12 protein-coding genes are annotated in these 17,562 nt (G+C 61.1%); 8 read left to right on the top strand and 4 right to left on the bottom strand.

Features of this window, described 5'->3' with window-relative positions; genetic code table 11:
- Positions 1–21 precede the first annotated feature (21 nt).
- Positions 22–1,155, bottom strand: a complete 1,134-nt coding sequence (locus ACR0NJ_RS17020) for a LacI family DNA-binding transcriptional regulator (protein WP_480818316.1) — start codon at positions 1,153–1,155, stop codon at positions 22–24.
- A 269-nt stretch (positions 1,156–1,424) separates the two neighbouring features.
- On the opposite strand from ACR0NJ_RS17020, the gene ACR0NJ_RS17015 reads away from it, so the two are divergent.
- The 5 genes from ACR0NJ_RS17015 (at position 1,425) to ACR0NJ_RS16995 (ending at position 8,397) form a co-directional block, all read left to right on the top strand.
- Positions 1,425–3,005, top strand: a complete 1,581-nt coding sequence (locus tag ACR0NJ_RS17015; RefSeq protein WP_480818315.1) for an ABC transporter substrate-binding protein — start codon at positions 1,425–1,427, stop codon at positions 3,003–3,005.
- Positions 3,006–3,097: 92 nt separating this feature from the next.
- Complete coding sequence (locus ACR0NJ_RS17010; RefSeq protein WP_480818314.1) at positions 3,098–4,663, top strand: ABC transporter substrate-binding protein; 1,566 nt, start codon at positions 3,098–3,100, stop codon at positions 4,661–4,663.
- A 101-nt stretch (positions 4,664–4,764) separates the two neighbouring features.
- Positions 4,765–5,742 (top strand): ABC transporter permease, encoded by a 978-nt coding sequence (locus tag ACR0NJ_RS17005; RefSeq protein WP_480818313.1) that lies wholly within the window; start codon positions 4,765–4,767, stop codon positions 5,740–5,742.
- On the top strand, positions 5,739–6,689 hold the full coding sequence (locus ACR0NJ_RS17000; RefSeq protein WP_480818312.1) for an ABC transporter permease: 951 nt from the start codon (positions 5,739–5,741) through the stop codon (positions 6,687–6,689). Before ACR0NJ_RS17005 ends, ACR0NJ_RS17000 begins: the two co-directional genes overlap by 4 nt.
- A gap of 4 nt (positions 6,690–6,693) precedes the next feature.
- Positions 6,694–8,397, top strand: coding sequence for an ABC transporter ATP-binding protein (locus tag ACR0NJ_RS16995; protein WP_480818311.1), 1,704 nt, complete (start codon positions 6,694–6,696; stop codon positions 8,395–8,397).
- 63 nt (positions 8,398–8,460) lie between these two features.
- On the opposite strand, the gene ACR0NJ_RS16990 is transcribed toward ACR0NJ_RS16995, so the two are convergent.
- From ACR0NJ_RS16990 to ACR0NJ_RS16980, 3 genes are all read right to left on the bottom strand, one after another.
- Positions 8,461–11,253, bottom strand: coding sequence for a bifunctional aconitate hydratase 2/2-methylisocitrate dehydratase (locus ACR0NJ_RS16990; protein WP_480818310.1), 2,793 nt, complete (start codon positions 11,251–11,253; stop codon positions 8,461–8,463).
- Positions 11,254–11,424: 171 nt separating this feature from the next.
- Positions 11,425–13,281: an SLC13 family permease gene (locus ACR0NJ_RS16985; protein WP_480818381.1), complete on the bottom strand. Its 1,857-nt coding sequence runs from the start codon at positions 13,279–13,281 to the stop codon at positions 11,425–11,427.
- Positions 13,282–13,494: 213 nt separating this feature from the next.
- On the bottom strand, positions 13,495–13,950 hold the full coding sequence (locus tag ACR0NJ_RS16980; RefSeq protein WP_480818309.1) for a putative molybdenum carrier protein: 456 nt from the start codon (positions 13,948–13,950) through the stop codon (positions 13,495–13,497).
- 193 nt (positions 13,951–14,143) lie between these two features.
- Between ACR0NJ_RS16980 and ACR0NJ_RS16975 the strand changes: the two genes are divergently transcribed.
- From ACR0NJ_RS16975 to ACR0NJ_RS16965, 3 genes are read left to right on the top strand one after another with little or no spacing between them, the layout of a single operon-like run.
- Positions 14,144–15,634 (top strand): class I adenylate-forming enzyme family protein, encoded by a 1,491-nt coding sequence (locus tag ACR0NJ_RS16975; RefSeq protein ID WP_480818308.1) that lies wholly within the window; start codon positions 14,144–14,146, stop codon positions 15,632–15,634.
- Complete coding sequence (locus tag ACR0NJ_RS16970) at positions 15,627–16,814, top strand: acetyl-CoA C-acyltransferase (protein WP_480818307.1); 1,188 nt, start codon at positions 15,627–15,629, stop codon at positions 16,812–16,814. The genes ACR0NJ_RS16975 and ACR0NJ_RS16970 overlap by 8 nt, the downstream gene beginning before the upstream one ends.
- Positions 16,815–16,820: 6 nt before the next feature.
- Positions 16,821–17,546, top strand: a complete 726-nt coding sequence (locus ACR0NJ_RS16965) for an IclR family transcriptional regulator (RefSeq protein ID WP_480818306.1) — start codon at positions 16,821–16,823, stop codon at positions 17,544–17,546.
- Positions 17,547–17,562: the final 16 nt, after the last annotated feature.

The raw sequence follows: 17,562 nt of genomic DNA, 5'->3' as shown, positions 1-17,562 counted from the left end.
TTGTTTCCTCCCCGTTTGTGTTCAGTGGGTATTTTGTAATTTCCAGGCCAAGCCTTCGCTCGTCAGCGCCGGAGGGCCGTCGCTGAGCCGTTCGATCAACGTGGCGTCGGCCAGTTCCCGCAGCGTGCCAGCGGCCTCGCCCCGGATCTGTCGGATCAGCAAGGTCGCCAGCCGGTGCCCGGCCTTGCGCGAGTCGACGCTGAAGGTGGTCAGCGGCGGGTTGGCATAGGCACATTCGGGAATGCCGTCATAGCCGATGACCGAGATGTCCCGCCCGATCTCCAGCCCCCGTTCTACAGCGACCGAGCAGAACCCAAGCGCCGCAAGGTCCGTTGCAAAGACAATGGCGGTCGGCGGGCGGTCAAGCTGCAGCAGGGCGCGACCCTCGGCGGCCCCTTCCTCGCGGGTCCGGGCGCCGTTTCGAATAAGATCGGGATCATGCGGCAGACCGGCGGCGGCCAGACCTTCGACAAACCCGTCCTGCCGAAGGTGGCTGTAGTTGAACTTGGGGTCACTGCCCACATAGGCGATACGGCTGTGCCCATGATCGGCCAGCCGCTGCACGGCCTTGTGCATCGCGGTTTCGCCCGAAATGTCGAACCATGAGATGTCATCCTGCGGCTCGTCGCGCCCGTACCCGGTTCGACCGAACAGGATGGACGGCACGTTCAGATTCCGTAGCAGATTGGCCCGTGCATCTTCGACTGCGGTGCGGGGCAGTATGAACCCGTCGGCCTTGTGTTCCTCGACCAGACGCCGCAGCACGGTCAGGGTGTCGGCCTCGGATTTCGCGGTCGAAATTGTCAGGGTCCAGTCGAACCCGCTGGCGGCCTCGCAGGCTCCGGCCAGAAATTCCTGCAGGAACGGGTTGTGCCCGTCCGGCTCATCACTGTTGAGGACCATCGCGATGGCGCGCACCCGCCCGGTGCGGATTGCCTGCGCATGGCTGAGCGGGCGATAGCCCAGCTTGCGCGCAGCGGTTTCAACCCGCCTGCGGGTGACCTCGGAGATGTCCGGATACCCGTTCAGCGCGCGCGACACGGTGCTTTTGGACAGCCCCAGATGCTCGGCCAGTTCATTCAGCTTTACGCGGCCTGCAATCGCTGTGCGAGGGGCTGCCGAGCCAACATGAAGGGTATCCAGATTCGCTGCCATAGGGTCAATTAGGAGTTCCGAAACCGGTTTCGGCAACCAAAAAGTTCAAAAAAGGTGCAGGTCGACCAATTTTCGACAAGATACGCTTCGCTTTATGGGGGTGCGTTGCCACCGGTTACCCGCCGGACCTGACCCTGCAGCAATCCGGTTTAACGGCAATTATGCGGTTGAAAGTTCCAGCCTGATTTGGATGATCAGGGGCATGAAGACCGAACAACCCGGTCTCCCGCCAACTGCGCGGGCAAAAACCAATAGGGGAGAGATCCAATATGAAACTGAAACACTTGCTGATCGCAGCCAGCGCAACGGCGCTGCTTGCCGGTAGCGCCTCGGCCGAGACGCTGCGCTGGGCGCGCGCGGGAGACTCGCTGACTCTGGACCCGCATGCGCAGAACGAAGGTCCGACCTCGGCACTGGCGCATCAGATCATGGAAACGCTGGTCATGCGCGACCATTCCGGCGCGCTGGTTCCATCGTTGGCCACGGAATGGGCCCCTTCGGAAGACAACCCGAATGTCTGGGTGTTCAAACTGCGCGAGGGCGTGACGTTCCATGACGGGGCCGAGTTCGACAGCGAGGATGTCGTCTTTTCTCTGAACCGGGCGATGACGCCGGATTCGGACTACAAGGAACTTCTGGCCTCGGTCAAAGAAGTGCGCGCGCCGGACAAATACACGGTCGAGATCGAAACTGACGGTCCGAACCCGATCATGCCGAACAACCTGACCAACATGTTCATGATGGACAAAGGCTGGGCCGAGGCGAACAACGCGGTCAAGGTTCAGGACTATGAGGGCGGCGAGGATACCTTTGCGGCCAAGAACGCCAACGGCACCGGGCCCTACAAGGTGGTCAGCCGCGAGCCGGACGTCAAAACCGTGTTGACGGCGCATGAGAACTACTGGGGCAAGGATGAGTTCCCGCTGCAAGTGACCGAGATCATCTACACCCCGATCCAGAACGCCGCGACCCGTGTAGCGGCCCTGCTGTCGGGTGAGGTGGACTTTATCCAGGACGTGCCCGTGCAGGACCTTCAGCGCGTTGCCAGCGCCGATGGGCTAGACGTGCGCACTGCGCCGCAGAACCGCGTGATCTTCTTTGGCATGAATATGGGCGACGCCGATCTGGCCAATGACAACGTGGACGGCAAGAACCCCTTGTCGGATGTCCGCGTGCGTCAGGCCATGTCCAAGGCTATTAACCGTGATGCGATCAAGCAGGTCGTGATGCGCGGCCAGTCGGCCCCCGCAGGCATGATTGCCCCGCCCTTCGTCAATGGCTGGGATGAGGGGATGGACAGCTCCTCGACCACCGATATCGAAGGCGCCAAGGCGCTGATGGCCGAGGCGGGCTATCCCGATGGCTTCACCATCCAGCTTGACTGCCCGAATGACCGCTACATCAACGATGAAGCGATCTGTCAGGCCGCTGTCGGCATGCTGGCGCAGATCGGGGTCACCGTGAATCTGGATGCCAAGCCAAAGGCGCAGCACTTCCCGCTGATCAACAACCTTGAGACCGATTTCTACATGCTGGGCTGGGGTGTTCCGACCTACGATTCGGAATACATCTTCAACTTCCTGGCGCATACCAAGGGTGAGAAATACGGCTCGTGGAACGGGACGCGTTACAGCAACCCCGATCTGGACGCCAAGATTCAGGCGCTGGCGTCGGAAACCGATCTGCCTGCGCGAGATCAGCAGATCGCGGAAATCTGGCAGGTTGTTCAGGACGAACAGCTTTATATCCCGATCCACCATCAGGTGCTGAACTGGGGGATGAAGTCGGATGTCGGCACCATTGTCGAGCCCGAAGATTCGCCGAAAATCAAATACTTCACCATGAACTAAGGTGAGCAACTGGAAACAGGGCGCGGCTTCGCGCCCTGTTTTGCTTTAGGATATTCGAAAACCGCCTGCGGGCTAATCAGGGAGTCGTCGCCATGATCCTCAGAAACAGTGCCATTGGCCTGGCCATGCTGGCCGCAAGCGCGGCGCAGGCTGCCGAGTTCAAATGGGCCTCGACAACCGACCCGCAGACGATGGACCCGCACGCGGTGAACTCGGCCGCTGTGCTGGGCTTACTCAACAACGTCTACGAAGGGCTTGTGCGCCGGGGCAAGGACATGCGCGTCGAGCCCGCGCTTGCGGTCAGTTGGGAGCCGATTGGCGATGGTGAAGGCTGGCGGTTCCATCTGCGCGAAGGTGTCACCTTTCACGATGGCAGCACCTTTGATGCGCAGGACGTTCTGTTCAGCTATCAACGCGCCTCGGACGAGGTGGCGGATACGCGTAGCTGGTTCGCGCCGATCAGCGAAGTGAAGGTGGTCGATGACTATACGGTCGATTTCATGACCTCGGCCCCGAACCCGCTGTTCCCGTCCTCGATTGCCAACTGGATGATCATGGATCAGGGCTGGGCCGAGGCCAATGAAGCCACCCTGCCAGACAAGGAAATCGGCAACTACGCCACCCTCAACGCCAACGGCACGGGGGCTTTCCGGGTCACCGCGCGCGAGCCGGGTTTGCGCACGGTGCTTGAGCCATTTGACGGCTGGTGGGATGAGTCCGGGCACAACATCACCCGGGCCGAGTTCACCCCGATCCAAAATCCCGCCACCGCCGTTGCGGCCTTGCTGTCCGGCGATGTGGACATGATCAACCCGGTGCCAATTCAGGACGTGGCGCGGTTGCAGGGCAGTGGCGACGTGGACGTCATTCAGGGTATCGAGGCCCGCGTGATCATGCTGGGCTTCGACCATCAGGCCGAAGCGCTGAAATACACCGACGATGCGGGCAAGCCGAACCCGTTCCGGGATGCGCGCGTGCGTCAGGCCGTCGCCAAGGCCGTGAATGTCGACGCGATCCTTGCCACAATCATGCGCGGCAATGCCGAGGCTGCCTCGCAACTGGTCAGCCCCGCGATGAGCGGGTATTCGCGGGCCAATTCGGAACGGCCTGCTTTCGATATCGACGGCGCCAAGGCGCTGCTGGCCGAGGCCGGGTACGCGGATGGGTTCTCGTTCGGTCTGAAATGCCCCAATGACCGCTACCTTAATGATGAGGCCGTCTGTCAGGCCGTTGTCAGCATGTTGGCCCAGATCGGGGTCACGGCAGAACTCGACGCGATGCCGGTGCGCAACTACTGGCCGGAACTGCGTGAGGACAAGTACGACATGTACATGCTGGGCTGGAGCCCCGGCACTTTTGACGCGGAACACCCGGTGCGGTTCCTTGTGGCCACCCCGAACGAAGAGAAAAAGCTGGGAAGCTGGAATTTCGGCGGCTACTCGAACCCGCGGGTCGACGAATTGTTGCCAAAGATCCAATCCGAACTGGATCAAACCAAACGTCAGGCCATGCTGGATGAGGTGACGCAAATCTATCAGGATGATCAGGTCTATGTGCCGCTTTACGTCCAGCCTCTGGTCTGGGGGACGCGCAACAACATTGACCTGACGCAACGCCCGGATGACTTTTTCATCCTGCGCTGGGTGACCGTCAACTGACGCCACCCGCTTTGGGCCCCGATTCCGGTTTCTTTTCTCCAGCCGCACCTTGACCATCTGATCGGGTAGGGCTTAGACGGACCGATCAATGGGGAGAACACATGTTCGCATTTATCGTCCGAAGGATGTTCCAGTCCGTGATCGTTTTGCTGGTCGTGGGTCTGGTTGCCTTTTCGATGTTCCGGTTTGTCGGCGATCCGATCGACAACATGCTGGGTCAGGAGCGCACGCAGGCCGATATCGATCGGCTCAGGACCGAACTTGGCCTGGATCAGCCCTTTCCGGTTCAATATTTCAAGTTCCTGCAAGGGGCCGTTCAGGGCAATTTCGGCGTCTCATACCGTCAGGGTCGTCCGGTTTCGACCATCATAGCCGAACGCGCACCCGCGACGCTGGAGCTGGCCTTTGTATCGGGCTTTCTTGCCATCACCATGGGCATCGCGCTGGGCGTGTTCACCGCGATCCGACGACAAGGGATTGCGGCAAATGTGATCATGACCGTCAGCCTTATTGGCGTATCGCTTCCAACCTTCCTGATCGGGATATTGCTGATCTACATCTTCTCGGTCGAACTGGACCTGCTGCCCAGTTTCGGCAGGGGGGAAACCGTGATGATAGGGGGCTGGTCCACCGGATTCCTGACGACATCAGGTCTTAAAGCATTGATATTGCCGGCGATTACGCTGGGCCTGTACCAGATGACCCTGATCATGCGGCTGGTCCGGTCCGAGATGCTGGAAGTCCTGCGCGCCGATTACGTCCGCTTCGCGCGCGCGCGCGGGCTGTCGGACCGGGTGATCAACTTCCGTCATGCGCTGAAGAACACTCTGGTCCCGGTGATCACCATCACTGGCTTGCAACTGGGCTCGATCATCGCCTTTGCCATCATCACCGAGACGGTGTTTCAGTGGCCCGGCGTGGGCCTGCTGTTCATCAACGCGATTCAGTTCGTCGATATCCCCGTCATGGCCGCCTATCTGATGCTGATTTCGGTCATGTTCGTGGCGATCAACCTGATCGTGGATCTGCTTTATTATGCAATCGACCCGCGCCTGCGCGTCGACGCGAGGGCCACATGACCGATACGCCTTTACCCCCCAAAGCCCCGGCGCAATCGCGTTTTGCAAAGTTCTGGGACAGCGATTTTGCCTGGTCCTTCCGCCACTCTCCGGTGGCGGTGATCGCCACGCTGGTGGTTGTGATCCTTGTGCTGGCGGCCATTTTTGCGCCGCTAATCGCGCCTTATAATCCGTTCGATCCGGCCACGCTGAACCTGATGAACGGCTTCACGCCGCCCGGCACGCCCAATGCATTCACGCAAGAGACGTTCCTGCTGGGCACCGACGATCAAGGCCGCGATGTGTTTTCAACCATCCTCTATGGTTTGCGCATTTCGCTGTTCGTGGGCTCGGCTGCGGTTCTGCTGGCGATGATCATCGGGGTGATCCTGGGGCTGGTCGCGGCCTATTTCGGCGGCTGGGTCGAAACGCTGATCATGCGCATTGCCGATGTGCAGCTGACCTTCCCGGCCATTCTGGTCGCCATGCTGATCTTTGGCATCGCCAAGGGCGTCACCCCGCCGGAATACCGCAACGAGATGGCGATCTATGTGCTGATCGTCGCGATTGCCCTGTCCGATTGGGTGCAGTTCGCCCGCGTGGTGCGCGGCGCTGCGCTGGTGGAAAAGAACAAGGAATATGTGCAGGCCGCGCGCCTGATCGGGCGCGGGTCGATCCCGATCATGTTCCGGCACATCCTGCCCAATGTCCTCAGCCCGGTTCTGGTGATCGCAACGATCTCGCTGGCGCTGGCCATCATTGCCGAGGCGACGCTGAGCTTTCTGGGGGTCGGCGCACCGCCGACGCAACCCTCGCTGGGCACGCTGATCCGCATCGGGCAGGGCTTCCTGTTCTCGGGTGAGTGGTGGATTCTGTTCTTCCCGGCCTGCACCCTTCTGGCGCTGGCCCTGTCGGTCAACCTTCTGGGCGACTGGCTGCGCGATGCATTGAACCCCAAGCTGCGGTGATTTCATGAGCCTTCTTACGATTCAGGACCTCACCGTCGAGTTCCCCACCCGCCGGAAACTGTTTACTGCCGTGGACCATGCCAGCCTCTCGGTCGAGCCGGGCGAGATACATGGCCTGGTCGGCGAATCTGGGGCCGGGAAATCCACCATCGGCGCGGCTGTCATGGGGCTGCTTGAACGCCCCGGGCAGATCGCCGCTGGTCAGATCATGCTGGGCGGCGATCAGATCAGCGGGCTGGATGCGGATGCGATGCGCGGGCTGCGCGGCAAGAAGATCTCGATGATCTTTCAGGACCCGCTGACCTCATTGAACCCGCTGTTCACGGTGCGCGAGCAACTGACCGAAACGATTCTGACCCATCTGGGCGGGTCCGAGGCCGAGGCCAATACCCGCGCGCGCGACCTGATCGATCGGGTCGGCATCCCGGACCCGGACACGCGGCTGGATCAGTATCCACACCAGTTCTCGGGCGGGATGCGGCAGCGCGTGGTGATCGCGCTGGCCCTGTGTACCGAGCCGGATGTGATCATTGCGGACGAACCGACCACGGCGCTGGACGTGTCGGTTCAGGCGCAGATTCTGGACCTGATCAAGGAACTGGCCCGCGAACGTCAGGTCGGCGTCATCCTGATCACGCACGACATGGGCGTGATCGCCGATACAACCGACAAGGTCACGGTGATGTATGCGGGCAAGGTGGTCGAATCCGGCCCGACCGCGCAGGTCATGGGCCAGCCCAGCCACGAATACACCAAGTCGCTGATCGCCGCCGTTCCACGCCCGACGCTGAAACTGCATCGTTTTCCGCAGATCAGCTATGGCGGGCGCGAAACACGCTTTGCAATCGAGGATATGGCGCGTCACTGGCCCAAGGTGGACAATGACACGTCCAAACCGGTGTTCGAGATTCGCAACCTGACCAAGAAGTTTCTGCAAAAACGCGGCCTGCTGCCATGGGACCGCACCTATTTCACCGCCGTCGATAACGTGAGTTTCGACGTGCAGGCGGGTGAGGTGTTCGGCGTCGTGGGCGAATCCGGCTCGGGCAAATCCACCGTCGCGCGGATGATTGCGGGGCTTTACCCGGTGGATGGCGGCACCATCACCTTCGGCGGACAGTTGGTCAGCGATCTGAGCAACAAAGCGGTGCAAGAGGAATACCGGAAGAACATCCAGATGATCTTTCAGGACCCCTATTCCTCGCTCAACCCCCGCATGCGTGTGGATGAGATTGTGGCGGAACCGATCCGCCATCACCGCCTGATGCAGGGCGCCGACATCAAGCGCCGGGTGGATGAGTTGCTGGATCAGGTCGGGTTGGGCCACGAGGCTGGCCAGAAATACCCGCATGAGTTTTCGGGCGGTCAGCGGCAACGGATTTCCATCGCGCGGGCGCTGGCCACGCAGCCCAGGTTCCTGATCTGTGACGAGCCGACCAGCGCGCTGGATGTCTCGATTCAGGCGCAGATTCTGAACATCCTGAAGGACCTGCAGGAACATCTGGGCCTGACCATGCTGTTCATCAGCCACGACCTGCCGGTGGTCCGACAGATGTGCGACCGGGTGGCGGTGATGAAGGCCGGGCAGATGGTCGAGATACAGGAAACCGACGCGCTGTTTGCCAACCCGCAGACGGACTATGCGCGCGAATTGCTGCGGCTGATGCCCAAGCTTGACGATCTGTCGACCGAAGGTCTGGAAGTTTAGAACAAAAAGCCCCGGCGCTGAGCATGACCTCAACTGCCGGGGCGTTTCTTTCAGGTTAAGCCCTTAGAAATGGGCCGACTGCGTGCCCGCCGGTTTCTGCAGCGGCGGGGCGAACTTGGTCAGGTCGATACCTTCCACGGCGGTCTTATATTCCTCGACCGTCGGTGTTCTGCCCAGAATGGCCGAGAGCACCACAACCGGCGTCGAGGCCAGCAGAGACTCGCCTTTCTTCTCGGACGAATCCTCGACCACCCGCCCTTTGAACAGACGTGTCGACGTGGCCAGAACGGTGTCGCCCTTGGCCGCCTTTTCCTGGTTGCCCATGCAAAGGTTACAGCCGGGGCGTTCCAGATACAGGATGTTCTCGTACTCGGTCCGGGCCTTTGTTTTCGGCATGAAATCATCGAACTCGAAGCCCGAGTATTTCTGCAGAACTTCCCAGTCGCCCTCGGCCTTCAGTTCATCGATGATGTTGTATGTGGGCGCGGCCACGACCAGCGGGGCATTGAACTCGACACTGCCATTGGCTTTTTCCAGATTCTTCAGCATCTGGGCGACAATCTTCACATCGCCCTTGTGAACCATACAGGACCCGACGAAACCCAGATCAACTTTCTTCTCAGCCGCGTAGTAGGAAATCGGCCGGATCGTATCATGGGTGTAGCGCTTGGAGATATCGGCGTTGTTCACATCCGGGTCCGCGATCATCGGCTCGTTGATCTCGTCCAGATCGACGACGACCTCGGCAAAATACTTGGCGTTGCCGTTGGGGGCCAAAGCAGGCTTCTCTCCGGACTTGATCTCGGCAATCCGCCGATCCGCAATGTCGATCAGGCCTTGCAGAGTCTGACCGTCATTCTCCATGCCCTTGTCGATCATGATCTGAATGCGGCTTTTGGCGATTTCCAGCGATTCAATCAGCGTCTCATCTTCCGAGATACAGATCGACGCCTTCGCCTTCATCTCGGCGGTCCAGTCGGTGAAGGTGAACGCCTGATCGGCCAGCAGGGTGCCGATATGCACCTCGATCACGCGGCCCTGAAAGACGTTTTCGCCGAACTGCTTCAGCATCTGCGCCTGCGTCGCGTGGACCACATCACGGAAATCCATGTGATCGGCCATCGCGCCCTTGAAGGTCACTTTCACCGATTCCGGGATCGGCATCGTTGCCTCACCGGTTGCCAGCGCAAGCGCCACGGTGCCCGAGTCCGCGCCAAAGGCCACACCTTTCGACATCCGCGTATGCGAGTCGCCGCCGATGATGACCGCCCAGTCATCCACCGTGATGTCATTCAGCACCTTGTGGATCACATCCGTCATCGAATGGTAAACACCCTTGGGGTCGCGCGCCGTGATCAGGCCGAACTTGTGCATGAAACTCATGAGTTTCGGGATGTTCGCCTGCGCCTTCGCGTCCCAGACCGAGGCTGTGTGACAGCCCGACTGATACGCGCCATCAACGGTCGGGGAGATAACCGTGGCCGCCATCGCTTCCAGTTCCTGCGACGTCATCAGGCCGGTCGTGTCCTGCGAGCCCACGATGTTGACCTTGACCCGCACATCGGAACCCGCGTGCAGAATCGCGCCTTCGGTGACGCCCACGGCGTTTTTGTTGAAGATTTTCTCAACCGCCGTCAGGCCCTGATCCGGGTGCGAAACCTCTCGGGCCGGGGCAAAGGCCGATTTCAGTTCCACGCCCAGCGTCTCGGCCGCAAATGTCTGCAACTTCTTGCCAAAGACAATCGCGTAGGACCCGCCGGCCTTGATGAATTCGACCTGCTGCGGCGTGAAGGCCGAGGAGACATCCACAAGCTCTTCGTCACCGGCTTCATTGCACAGGGTCTTGTCCTTGGTGTTGATGGTCAGAATGGTCCCGGTCTCGACCGAGTATTTCTGTTCAAGGACGGGATTGTCGTCATTGTTCAGGATCGGGTTGCCCTCGGAATCCACCTTTTTGACCCAGTTCTTCAGGTCGATGCCGATGCCACCGGTGACGCCCACGGTGGTCTGGAAGATCGGAGAGATCCCGTTGGTGCCCGCCACAATCGGCGCGATGTTGACGAAGGGCACGTAGGGGCTGGCCTGTTTGCCGGTCCAGAGCGCCACGTTGTTCACGCCCGACATCCGGGATGAGCCAACACCCATCGTGCCCTTTTCGGCGATCAGCATCACGCGCTTGTCCGGGTGCTGCAGTTTCAGCGCCTCGATTTCCTGTTGCGCCTTCTCGGAAATAAAGCACTTGCCGTGCAACTCCCGGTCGGACCGCGAATGCGCTTGACCGCCCGGCGACAGCAGATCGGTCGAGATGTCGCCTTCGGCCGCGACATAGGTCACAACCTTGATCTCTTCGTCCACGTCTGGAAGCTTGGTGAAGAACTCGGCCTTGGAATAGCTTTCCAGAACGTCCTTCGCCACCGGGTTCCCGGCAGCATAGGCCGCCTTGAGCCGGTCCGTGTCGGCGTCATACAGGAACACTTGCGTTTTCAGAACCTCGGCGGCCTGTTCGGCGATGGCCAGATCGTCGCCCAAGGCGATATCCAGCAGAACCTCGACTGAGGGGCCGCCTTTCATATGCGACAGCAGCTCGAACGCAAAAGCGGGCGTGATCTCGGCAACTTCGGCGGTGCCCAGGGCGATCTCTTTCAGGAACTGCGCCTTTTCACCTGCGGCGCTGGTTGTGCCGGGCAGGGTGTTGTAGATGAAGTGGTTCAGCGAGTCCGCCCGGTGCGCGTTCCCGGTGTCCTTGATCTGCGCGATGATCTCTTGCACCAACGCGCCGTCTTCGATGGGCTTGGGGTTCAGCCCCTGTTCCTTGCGGGTTTCGATCTCGGTTAAGTAGTCTGTATAAAGGCTCATGGCTATCCCGACGTGTAAGCGTTGAATCAGGCGAGAGTGCCGGGTCGCAAAGGGGGTTCGCAGGCCCGGCCAAACTCATTGTATGCGGCGGTATACTAATTTTCTGCAGGTTGCAATACACCCGGGCAGTGGCATGTTGCCCCATCTGGACGGGTGGGCCTCTGGTGCCCCTTAGTAGATCAGGTTCAGGGTCAGCAGCGAGACGATCAGGAACACAATTGTCATCACCCCGCCCGAGCGTACAAAGTCCATAACCTTGTATCCCGCCGGACCCATGATCAGAGCATTCACTTGATGGGTCGGGATGATGAAACTGTTCGAGGTCGAGATCGCGACCGTCAGTGCAAACACCGCCGGGTTGCCCCCGGCAGCGACCGCGATGGACACCGCCAGCGGCACCAGCAGGACCGTGGCCCCCACATTCGACATCACCAGCGAAAACGCGGTGGCCAGAATGGCGACCCCGGCCTGTAGCGACCAGGTCGGCCAGCCGTCGAGAATGACCATGATCTGTTGCGCGATCCATGCCGCCGTGCCGGTGTTCTGAACCGCTTGCCCCAGAGGGATCAGGCAGGCCAGCAGGAAGACGGTGTTCCACCCCACGGCGCGATAGGCCTCATCCACGCTCAGCACGCGGGTCAGCATCATGCCTGCGGCCCCGGTCAGCAAGCACAGGGACAGACGGACATCGGTGAACAGGATCAGCGACAGCGAGATGGCGAAAAAAGCCAGCGCCCAGCCGACCTTTTGGGGTCGTAGCTCGTCCTGCGGGAAATCCGTCGTAACAACCACGAAGTCCGGATCGCGCTTGATCCGCATCAGGTTGTCCCAGCGTGTATGGGCAACCAGCATGTCGCCCGCATGGAACTTCTCCAGCCCGATTTGCGTCGAATGGTGGTCGTCAGTCTCGACATGGCTGAGCGTTTCTTCGCCCCGGTGAATGGCCAGCAACGACATGCCGTATGTCTTGCGGAACAGCAGTTCGCGCGGGCATTTCCCGATCAGCTTGCTGTCGGGGGTGACGACGACCTCGGCTATACCGGCGTTGGTAGGTGCGAACTCTTCGACGAAGATGTCCAGATCGGGCAGGACGGTAAGGCCAAACTTCTTGGCGAACTCTTCGACCACCCAACGCCGACCGATGATGGCCAGACGGCAGGGGGCGGCGATTTCAGCGGTCAGGACCTGCACCATCGAGGTTTTCCCGCGATAGAAGGTTGAGATGATATACAGATGGTTTTCGTGGTTGATGTCCGCCAGAACCTGACCCACCAGCGGGCTGTCGGCGGGCACGACCACCTCGAACACATCCGCGTTCAGTCCGTAGACCCGTTGCAGGTATTCCTGCGTGCCCTGACCGGTGCCCGTATTGTCTGCTCCGGAATCCCCGGGCAGAACCCAGCGGCCCAGCAGCAGGAAATACGCGATCCCCGACAGGATTAGGACAACGCCAATCGGGGTGACGGCAAACAGGCCGAAGGGCTCCATCTTCTGGGCGTCGGGCAGCCCGTCATTGGCCGTCTGGATCAGATCATTCAGCAGGATCAGCGGCGAGGACCCGACCATCGTCATCGTCCCGCCCAGAATGGCGCAGAACCCCATCGGCATCAGCAGCCGCGACAACGGTATGCCCGAGCGCGACGAGATCCGGCTGACGACCGGCAGGAACAGGGCAGCGGCTCCGACATTCTGCATGAAGGACGAAATCACGCCCACAGTTCCCGATATGATGGGCAGAACCCTGCTTTCAGATGAGCCGCCGTATTTGAGGATGATCGCCGCCACTTTGTTCATGATGCCGGTCTTGTCCAAACCCGCGCCCACGATCATGACCGCGATGATCGAGATCACCGCGTTCGAGGCAAACCCGTCAAACAGATGCGGCACGTCGGCCAGATTCTCAAGCCCGGGCGCATAGCTGAGCAGGCCGATGATCACCAGAACCAGAATGGCAGACAGGTCAATTCGGACGATTTCCGAGACAAACAGGAACACGGTAAAGGCCAGCAGTGCGCAAACCACACCCATCTCGAACGTAAAGGTCACGTATTCCACAAAATTCACCGGGACTTAAAACTTGGCTTAAATGAGATAATTAGACTATCGCGGGGGGCTTGTCATGAAGTTTCGTTTTGGCTGGTCCGTGCGAAACATAATTTCTAGATTGGGGTGCGGCGGGTTCTGCGCTCACGTTCTGCAATCGAAATTGCGTTCGGTAGGGAACGGATGGCCCTCTTAGGTTTAGTCCCCGGACCGGACCAGCGACAGGCGCAGAATATCTGTCACCTGCGCTCCGATCTGCGGGGCCTCAGATTCGCGCGGGCCGGCAATGTTCAGCGCCGCCAAGGGATGCGCGCCCAACCAAGAGCGTATCCGGCGGGCGCAGAGTTCCACCCCGTCCCGAACATCGACGATCAGGCAGGGCTTCCCGGTCTCTTTCGCGAAATCCACCGTCAGTTGGGTGCCAGGGCTGGGAGATCCGTCCGAAAAGACCAGCAGCGCGTCGCTGGATTTTACGTTCAGCTTTGTGCGTTCGCTGACATCCTCGGACTGCGTTTCAACCAGACCAGTGAATTGATCGGGGATACGACCGGCCTCATTCATTCGGCCCTTGGGCACCCATCCGCCATATGGAATGCCGTTCTGGCGCGCAAATTGCAATGCCGCCAGATCGACCCCGGTTTGTCCTCCAGTCACTATCTTCACGTCGCTCGCGCTGCTCCCTTTTGTTAATCGGTTCCGTATCATAGCAGATCACAAACCAGATTTCCCGGCGACCAGCCGCTTAACCGGCTGGCAGCGAAGTTCCGCAATGCGGAACACTTGACCGCATATTGATATCCTTTAGCATGGTTGCTGAACCGGCCATTTGCGCTGAAGGGGGAAGGCGGTGCACCGAATTCACCAGTTGATCGACGGCAAACAGGCCTCGGCTCTGGCGGTCATCGACCATGACGGCGCGCGCCTCAGCTATGGGGACCTGTCGGAAGCGGCGCGCGCGGCCTCGGCTTCGCTCCGGTCCCATGGTGTGCGTCCGGGCGATCGGGTCGTTGTGCTGGCCGAAAACTGCGCGACTTATGCGGTGGTTATTCTGGCTCTGAGTCTGCTGGATGCATGGATCATCCCCCTCAACGCGCGGGCAACCGAGCAGGAGGTGGAGACCATCATCGCCCATTCCGGCGCGCGCTGTGTCATTTGCACGACCGAGGCCTCGGACGCGGCGCAGGCCCATGCGGACCGGCTGGGTGCGGCTCCGCTCGGGCGGCTGAAGGTCTCGACGTTGAACGAAACCGAGGTCGAGCCGATTGAGGCGGGGGCAGGACAAGTGGCGGCGGTCCTCTACACCTCGGGCACCAGCGGAACGCCAAAGGGCGTGATGTTGACGCATGAGAACCTGCTATGCGCGGCCAATGCCTCGATGCAGCGGCGGCAGGCGACGGCGGCGGATCAGTCCTTGGCGGTCTTGCCGGGAACGCATGTCTTCGGGTTTTCTTCGATCATCCTGACAACCTTTTTGGCCGGGGGCAGCCTGCGCTTTCAACCCCGGTTCGATCCGGCCCTTGTGATCGACGCGCTGCAAAACGGAGCCACTATGCTGTCCGGTGTGCCGCAGATGTTTGCGCTGATCCTGAAGCACTGCAAGGACAACGGCATCGACCGGATCGAGACCAAGCTGCGCTACATGTCATCGGGCGGGTCCCCGCTTGATCCAAGCTGGAAGCGCCGGGTCGAGCAAATCTTTGGCCTGCCCATTCACAACGGCTATGGACTGACCGAAGGCGCGCCGGGGATCGCGACGACGCAGATCGAACACCCGCCGCAGGACGACTGCGTTGGCCCCGCATTGCCCGGGATCGAGGTCCGGCTGGACAACCCCGGCGCGGATGGTGTCGGCGAATTGCTGGCGCGCGGCAGGAACATCATGAAGGGCTATTACCGGAACCCCGCAGCCACGGCTGAGGTGTTCACCGATGATGGCTTCCTGCGTACCGGCGATCTGGCGCAGATCGAAGCGGATGGGCGCATCTATATCGTGGGTCGCTGCAAAGAGGTCATCATCCATTCCGGCTTCAACGTCTACCCGCCTGAGGTTGAGGCCGCGCTGAATGCCCACCCCTCGGTCACGCAGGCCGCGGTGGTTGGCCGCGCGCGCGACGGGAATGAGGACGTGCTGGCCTTTGTGACCCTGCGCGCCCCGGCGACGGCAGCAGAGCTAAACGCGCATCTGGGCCGGGGGCTGGTGCGCTACAAGCTTCCCCATCACATCGTGATTGCCGAAACGTTGCCCGAGGCGGCGACCGGGAAAATCCTGAAACACAAGCTGGTCGAGACCTTCGCGGACGAACTGGCGCAATTGGACGAAGAGGCTCAAAATGCTTGACGCTTACATCTATGACGGGCTCCGCAGCCCCTTTGGTCGTCATGCCGGGGCCTTGGCGTCGGTACGTCCCGACGATCTGGCGGCCCAGGTCATTGCCGATCTGGTCGGGCGGTCCGAGCTTGATCTGACCAGGATCGAGGATGTCATTCTGGGCAATGTCTGCCAGTCCGGCGAGGACAGCCGGAATATCGCGCGTTTTGCAGGATTGCTGGCAGGTCTGCCGATTGAGGCCGGAGGTATGACCGTGAACCGTCTGTGCGGGTCCGGCATGTCGGCGGTTCTGGACGCCGCCCGCTCGATCACCCTTGGCGAAGCGCCTTTGTACATCGCGGGCGGGGTCGAAAGCATGACCCGCGCGCCGTTTGTCGTCGCCAAGTCGAACGCCGCATGGGCGCGCCAGCCCGAGATGTATGACAGCACCATTGGAACCCGCTTTCCCAACAATCGCATCGCCGAGCAATTCGGTGAGTATACGATGCCGCAGACCTCGGACAATCTGGCAGCGGAGTATGACATCACGCGCGACGCGGCGGATGCCTTTGCCTATGGCTCGCAGCGCAAGTTCGAAACCGCCCGCGCGCGGGGCTTCTTTGACGATGAGATCACGCCGATCACCATCACGGGCCGCAAAGGTGCGAACCATGAGGTGACACAGGACGAACATCCCCGCCCAGATGTGCAGCCTGAAAAGATGGCCGCTTTGCCGACCCTCTTTCCGGGCGGTGTCACTACGGCGGCCAATGCCTCGGGCGTCAATGACGGGGCGGCGATGCTGATGATCGGGGCCAATACCGACCGCGCCGCGCCGCGCGCGCGGGTTGTGGCCGGGGCCGTCGCTGGCGTGCCGCCCCGGATCATGGGGATCGGCCCGGCTTACGCGGTGCCCAAGGCGCTGGTGCGTGCGGGTCTGACCATGGCTGACATGGACCTGATCGAGATTAACGAGGCCTTCGCCGCGCAGGTGCTCGCCTGTTGCAAACATCTGGGCCTCGATCACGCCGACAGCCGCCTGAACCCCAATGGCGGCGCGATTGCGGTTGGGCACCCTCTGGGCGCGTCCGGCGCGCGGATCGTGCTGACCGCGATGCGGCAGCTTGAGGCCACCGGCGGGCGCTATGCCTGCCTGTCGATGTGCATCGGCGTGGGGCAGGGGATCGCCCTGATCCTGGAACGGGTGTAGCCCCTCATGTCGGACGCGGAACGAGATCGCCGGTTTGCCTCGACCCTCGCCAAAGGGTTGCAGGTGCTGCAGGCGTTCAAGCCCGACGATCCCTCGCTAGGTAATCGCGAACTGGCGCGCCGCACCGGGATGCCGCCTTCAACCGTGGCGCGGATGACCTTCACGCTGGCCTCAATGGGCTTTCTGGAACAATTGCAGCCGTCCGAGACCTACCGCCTTGGACCCTCGGTCATGGCGCTGGGATATACGGCGCGGGCGGGGCTGTCCTTTCTGCCGATGGCCGAGAACATGATGCAACAATTGGCCGACGACACCGGTGTTCTGGTCGCCCTGACCATGCGCCATGGCGGCACGGCAATGCTGACCCGCTGCTGGCGTCCCCGCAACGCCTCCTCGCTGTGGTTGAGCGAGGGGCACCGCCTGCCGATGGAGCGCAGCGCGCCCGGGCGGGCAATGCTGGCGGCGGACCCGGCGCAGGTGCCTGACAGCGATCAGGCGCGCGCCGATCGCGATCAGTTGGAGAGCATCGGCTACGTGACCTCGCTTGGGGGGTGGAACCGCGACGTCAACGCCTGCGCCGTGCCGTTTCAGACCGCGCCGGGTACACAGCCCTTCGCCTTTTTGTGCGGAGCAAATGCGTCGGTGCTGGATGCCGGGGAACTTGAACAGACGGTCGCGCCGAAACTGCGCGACACGGTGCAAACGCTCAGGCTGAGCCTCGGGCATATGTGATTGATAAACAGGAGAG

This window comes from Ruegeria sp. F11 (genome assembly GCF_056533855.1).
Note: the sequence above shows the minus strand (reverse complement) of the source record. Positions and strands in the feature narration are given on the sequence as shown.

Coding starts and splice junctions, on each gene's coding strand:
- ACR0NJ_RS17020 (WP_480818316.1), bottom strand. CDS start 1,155: ATGGCAGCGAATCTGGATACCCTTCATGTTGGCTCGGCAGCCCCTCGC.
- ACR0NJ_RS17015 (WP_480818315.1), top strand. CDS start 1,425: ATGAAACTGAAACACTTGCTGATCGCAGCCAGCGCAACGGCGCTGCTT.
- ACR0NJ_RS17010 (WP_480818314.1), top strand. CDS start 3,098: ATGATCCTCAGAAACAGTGCCATTGGCCTGGCCATGCTGGCCGCAAGC.
- ACR0NJ_RS17005 (WP_480818313.1), top strand. CDS start 4,765: ATGTTCGCATTTATCGTCCGAAGGATGTTCCAGTCCGTGATCGTTTTG.
- ACR0NJ_RS17000 (WP_480818312.1), top strand. CDS start 5,739: ATGACCGATACGCCTTTACCCCCCAAAGCCCCGGCGCAATCGCGTTTT.
- ACR0NJ_RS16995 (WP_480818311.1), top strand. CDS start 6,694: ATGAGCCTTCTTACGATTCAGGACCTCACCGTCGAGTTCCCCACCCGC.
- ACR0NJ_RS16990 (WP_480818310.1), bottom strand. CDS start 11,253: ATGAGCCTTTATACAGACTACTTAACCGAGATCGAAACCCGCAAGGAA.
- ACR0NJ_RS16985 (WP_480818381.1), bottom strand. CDS start 13,281: ATGGGTGTGGTTTGCGCACTGCTGGCCTTTACCGTGTTCCTGTTTGTC.
- ACR0NJ_RS16970 (WP_480818307.1), top strand. CDS start 15,627: ATGCTTGACGCTTACATCTATGACGGGCTCCGCAGCCCCTTTGGTCGT.
- ACR0NJ_RS16965 (WP_480818306.1), top strand. CDS start 16,821: ATGTCGGACGCGGAACGAGATCGCCGGTTTGCCTCGACCCTCGCCAAA.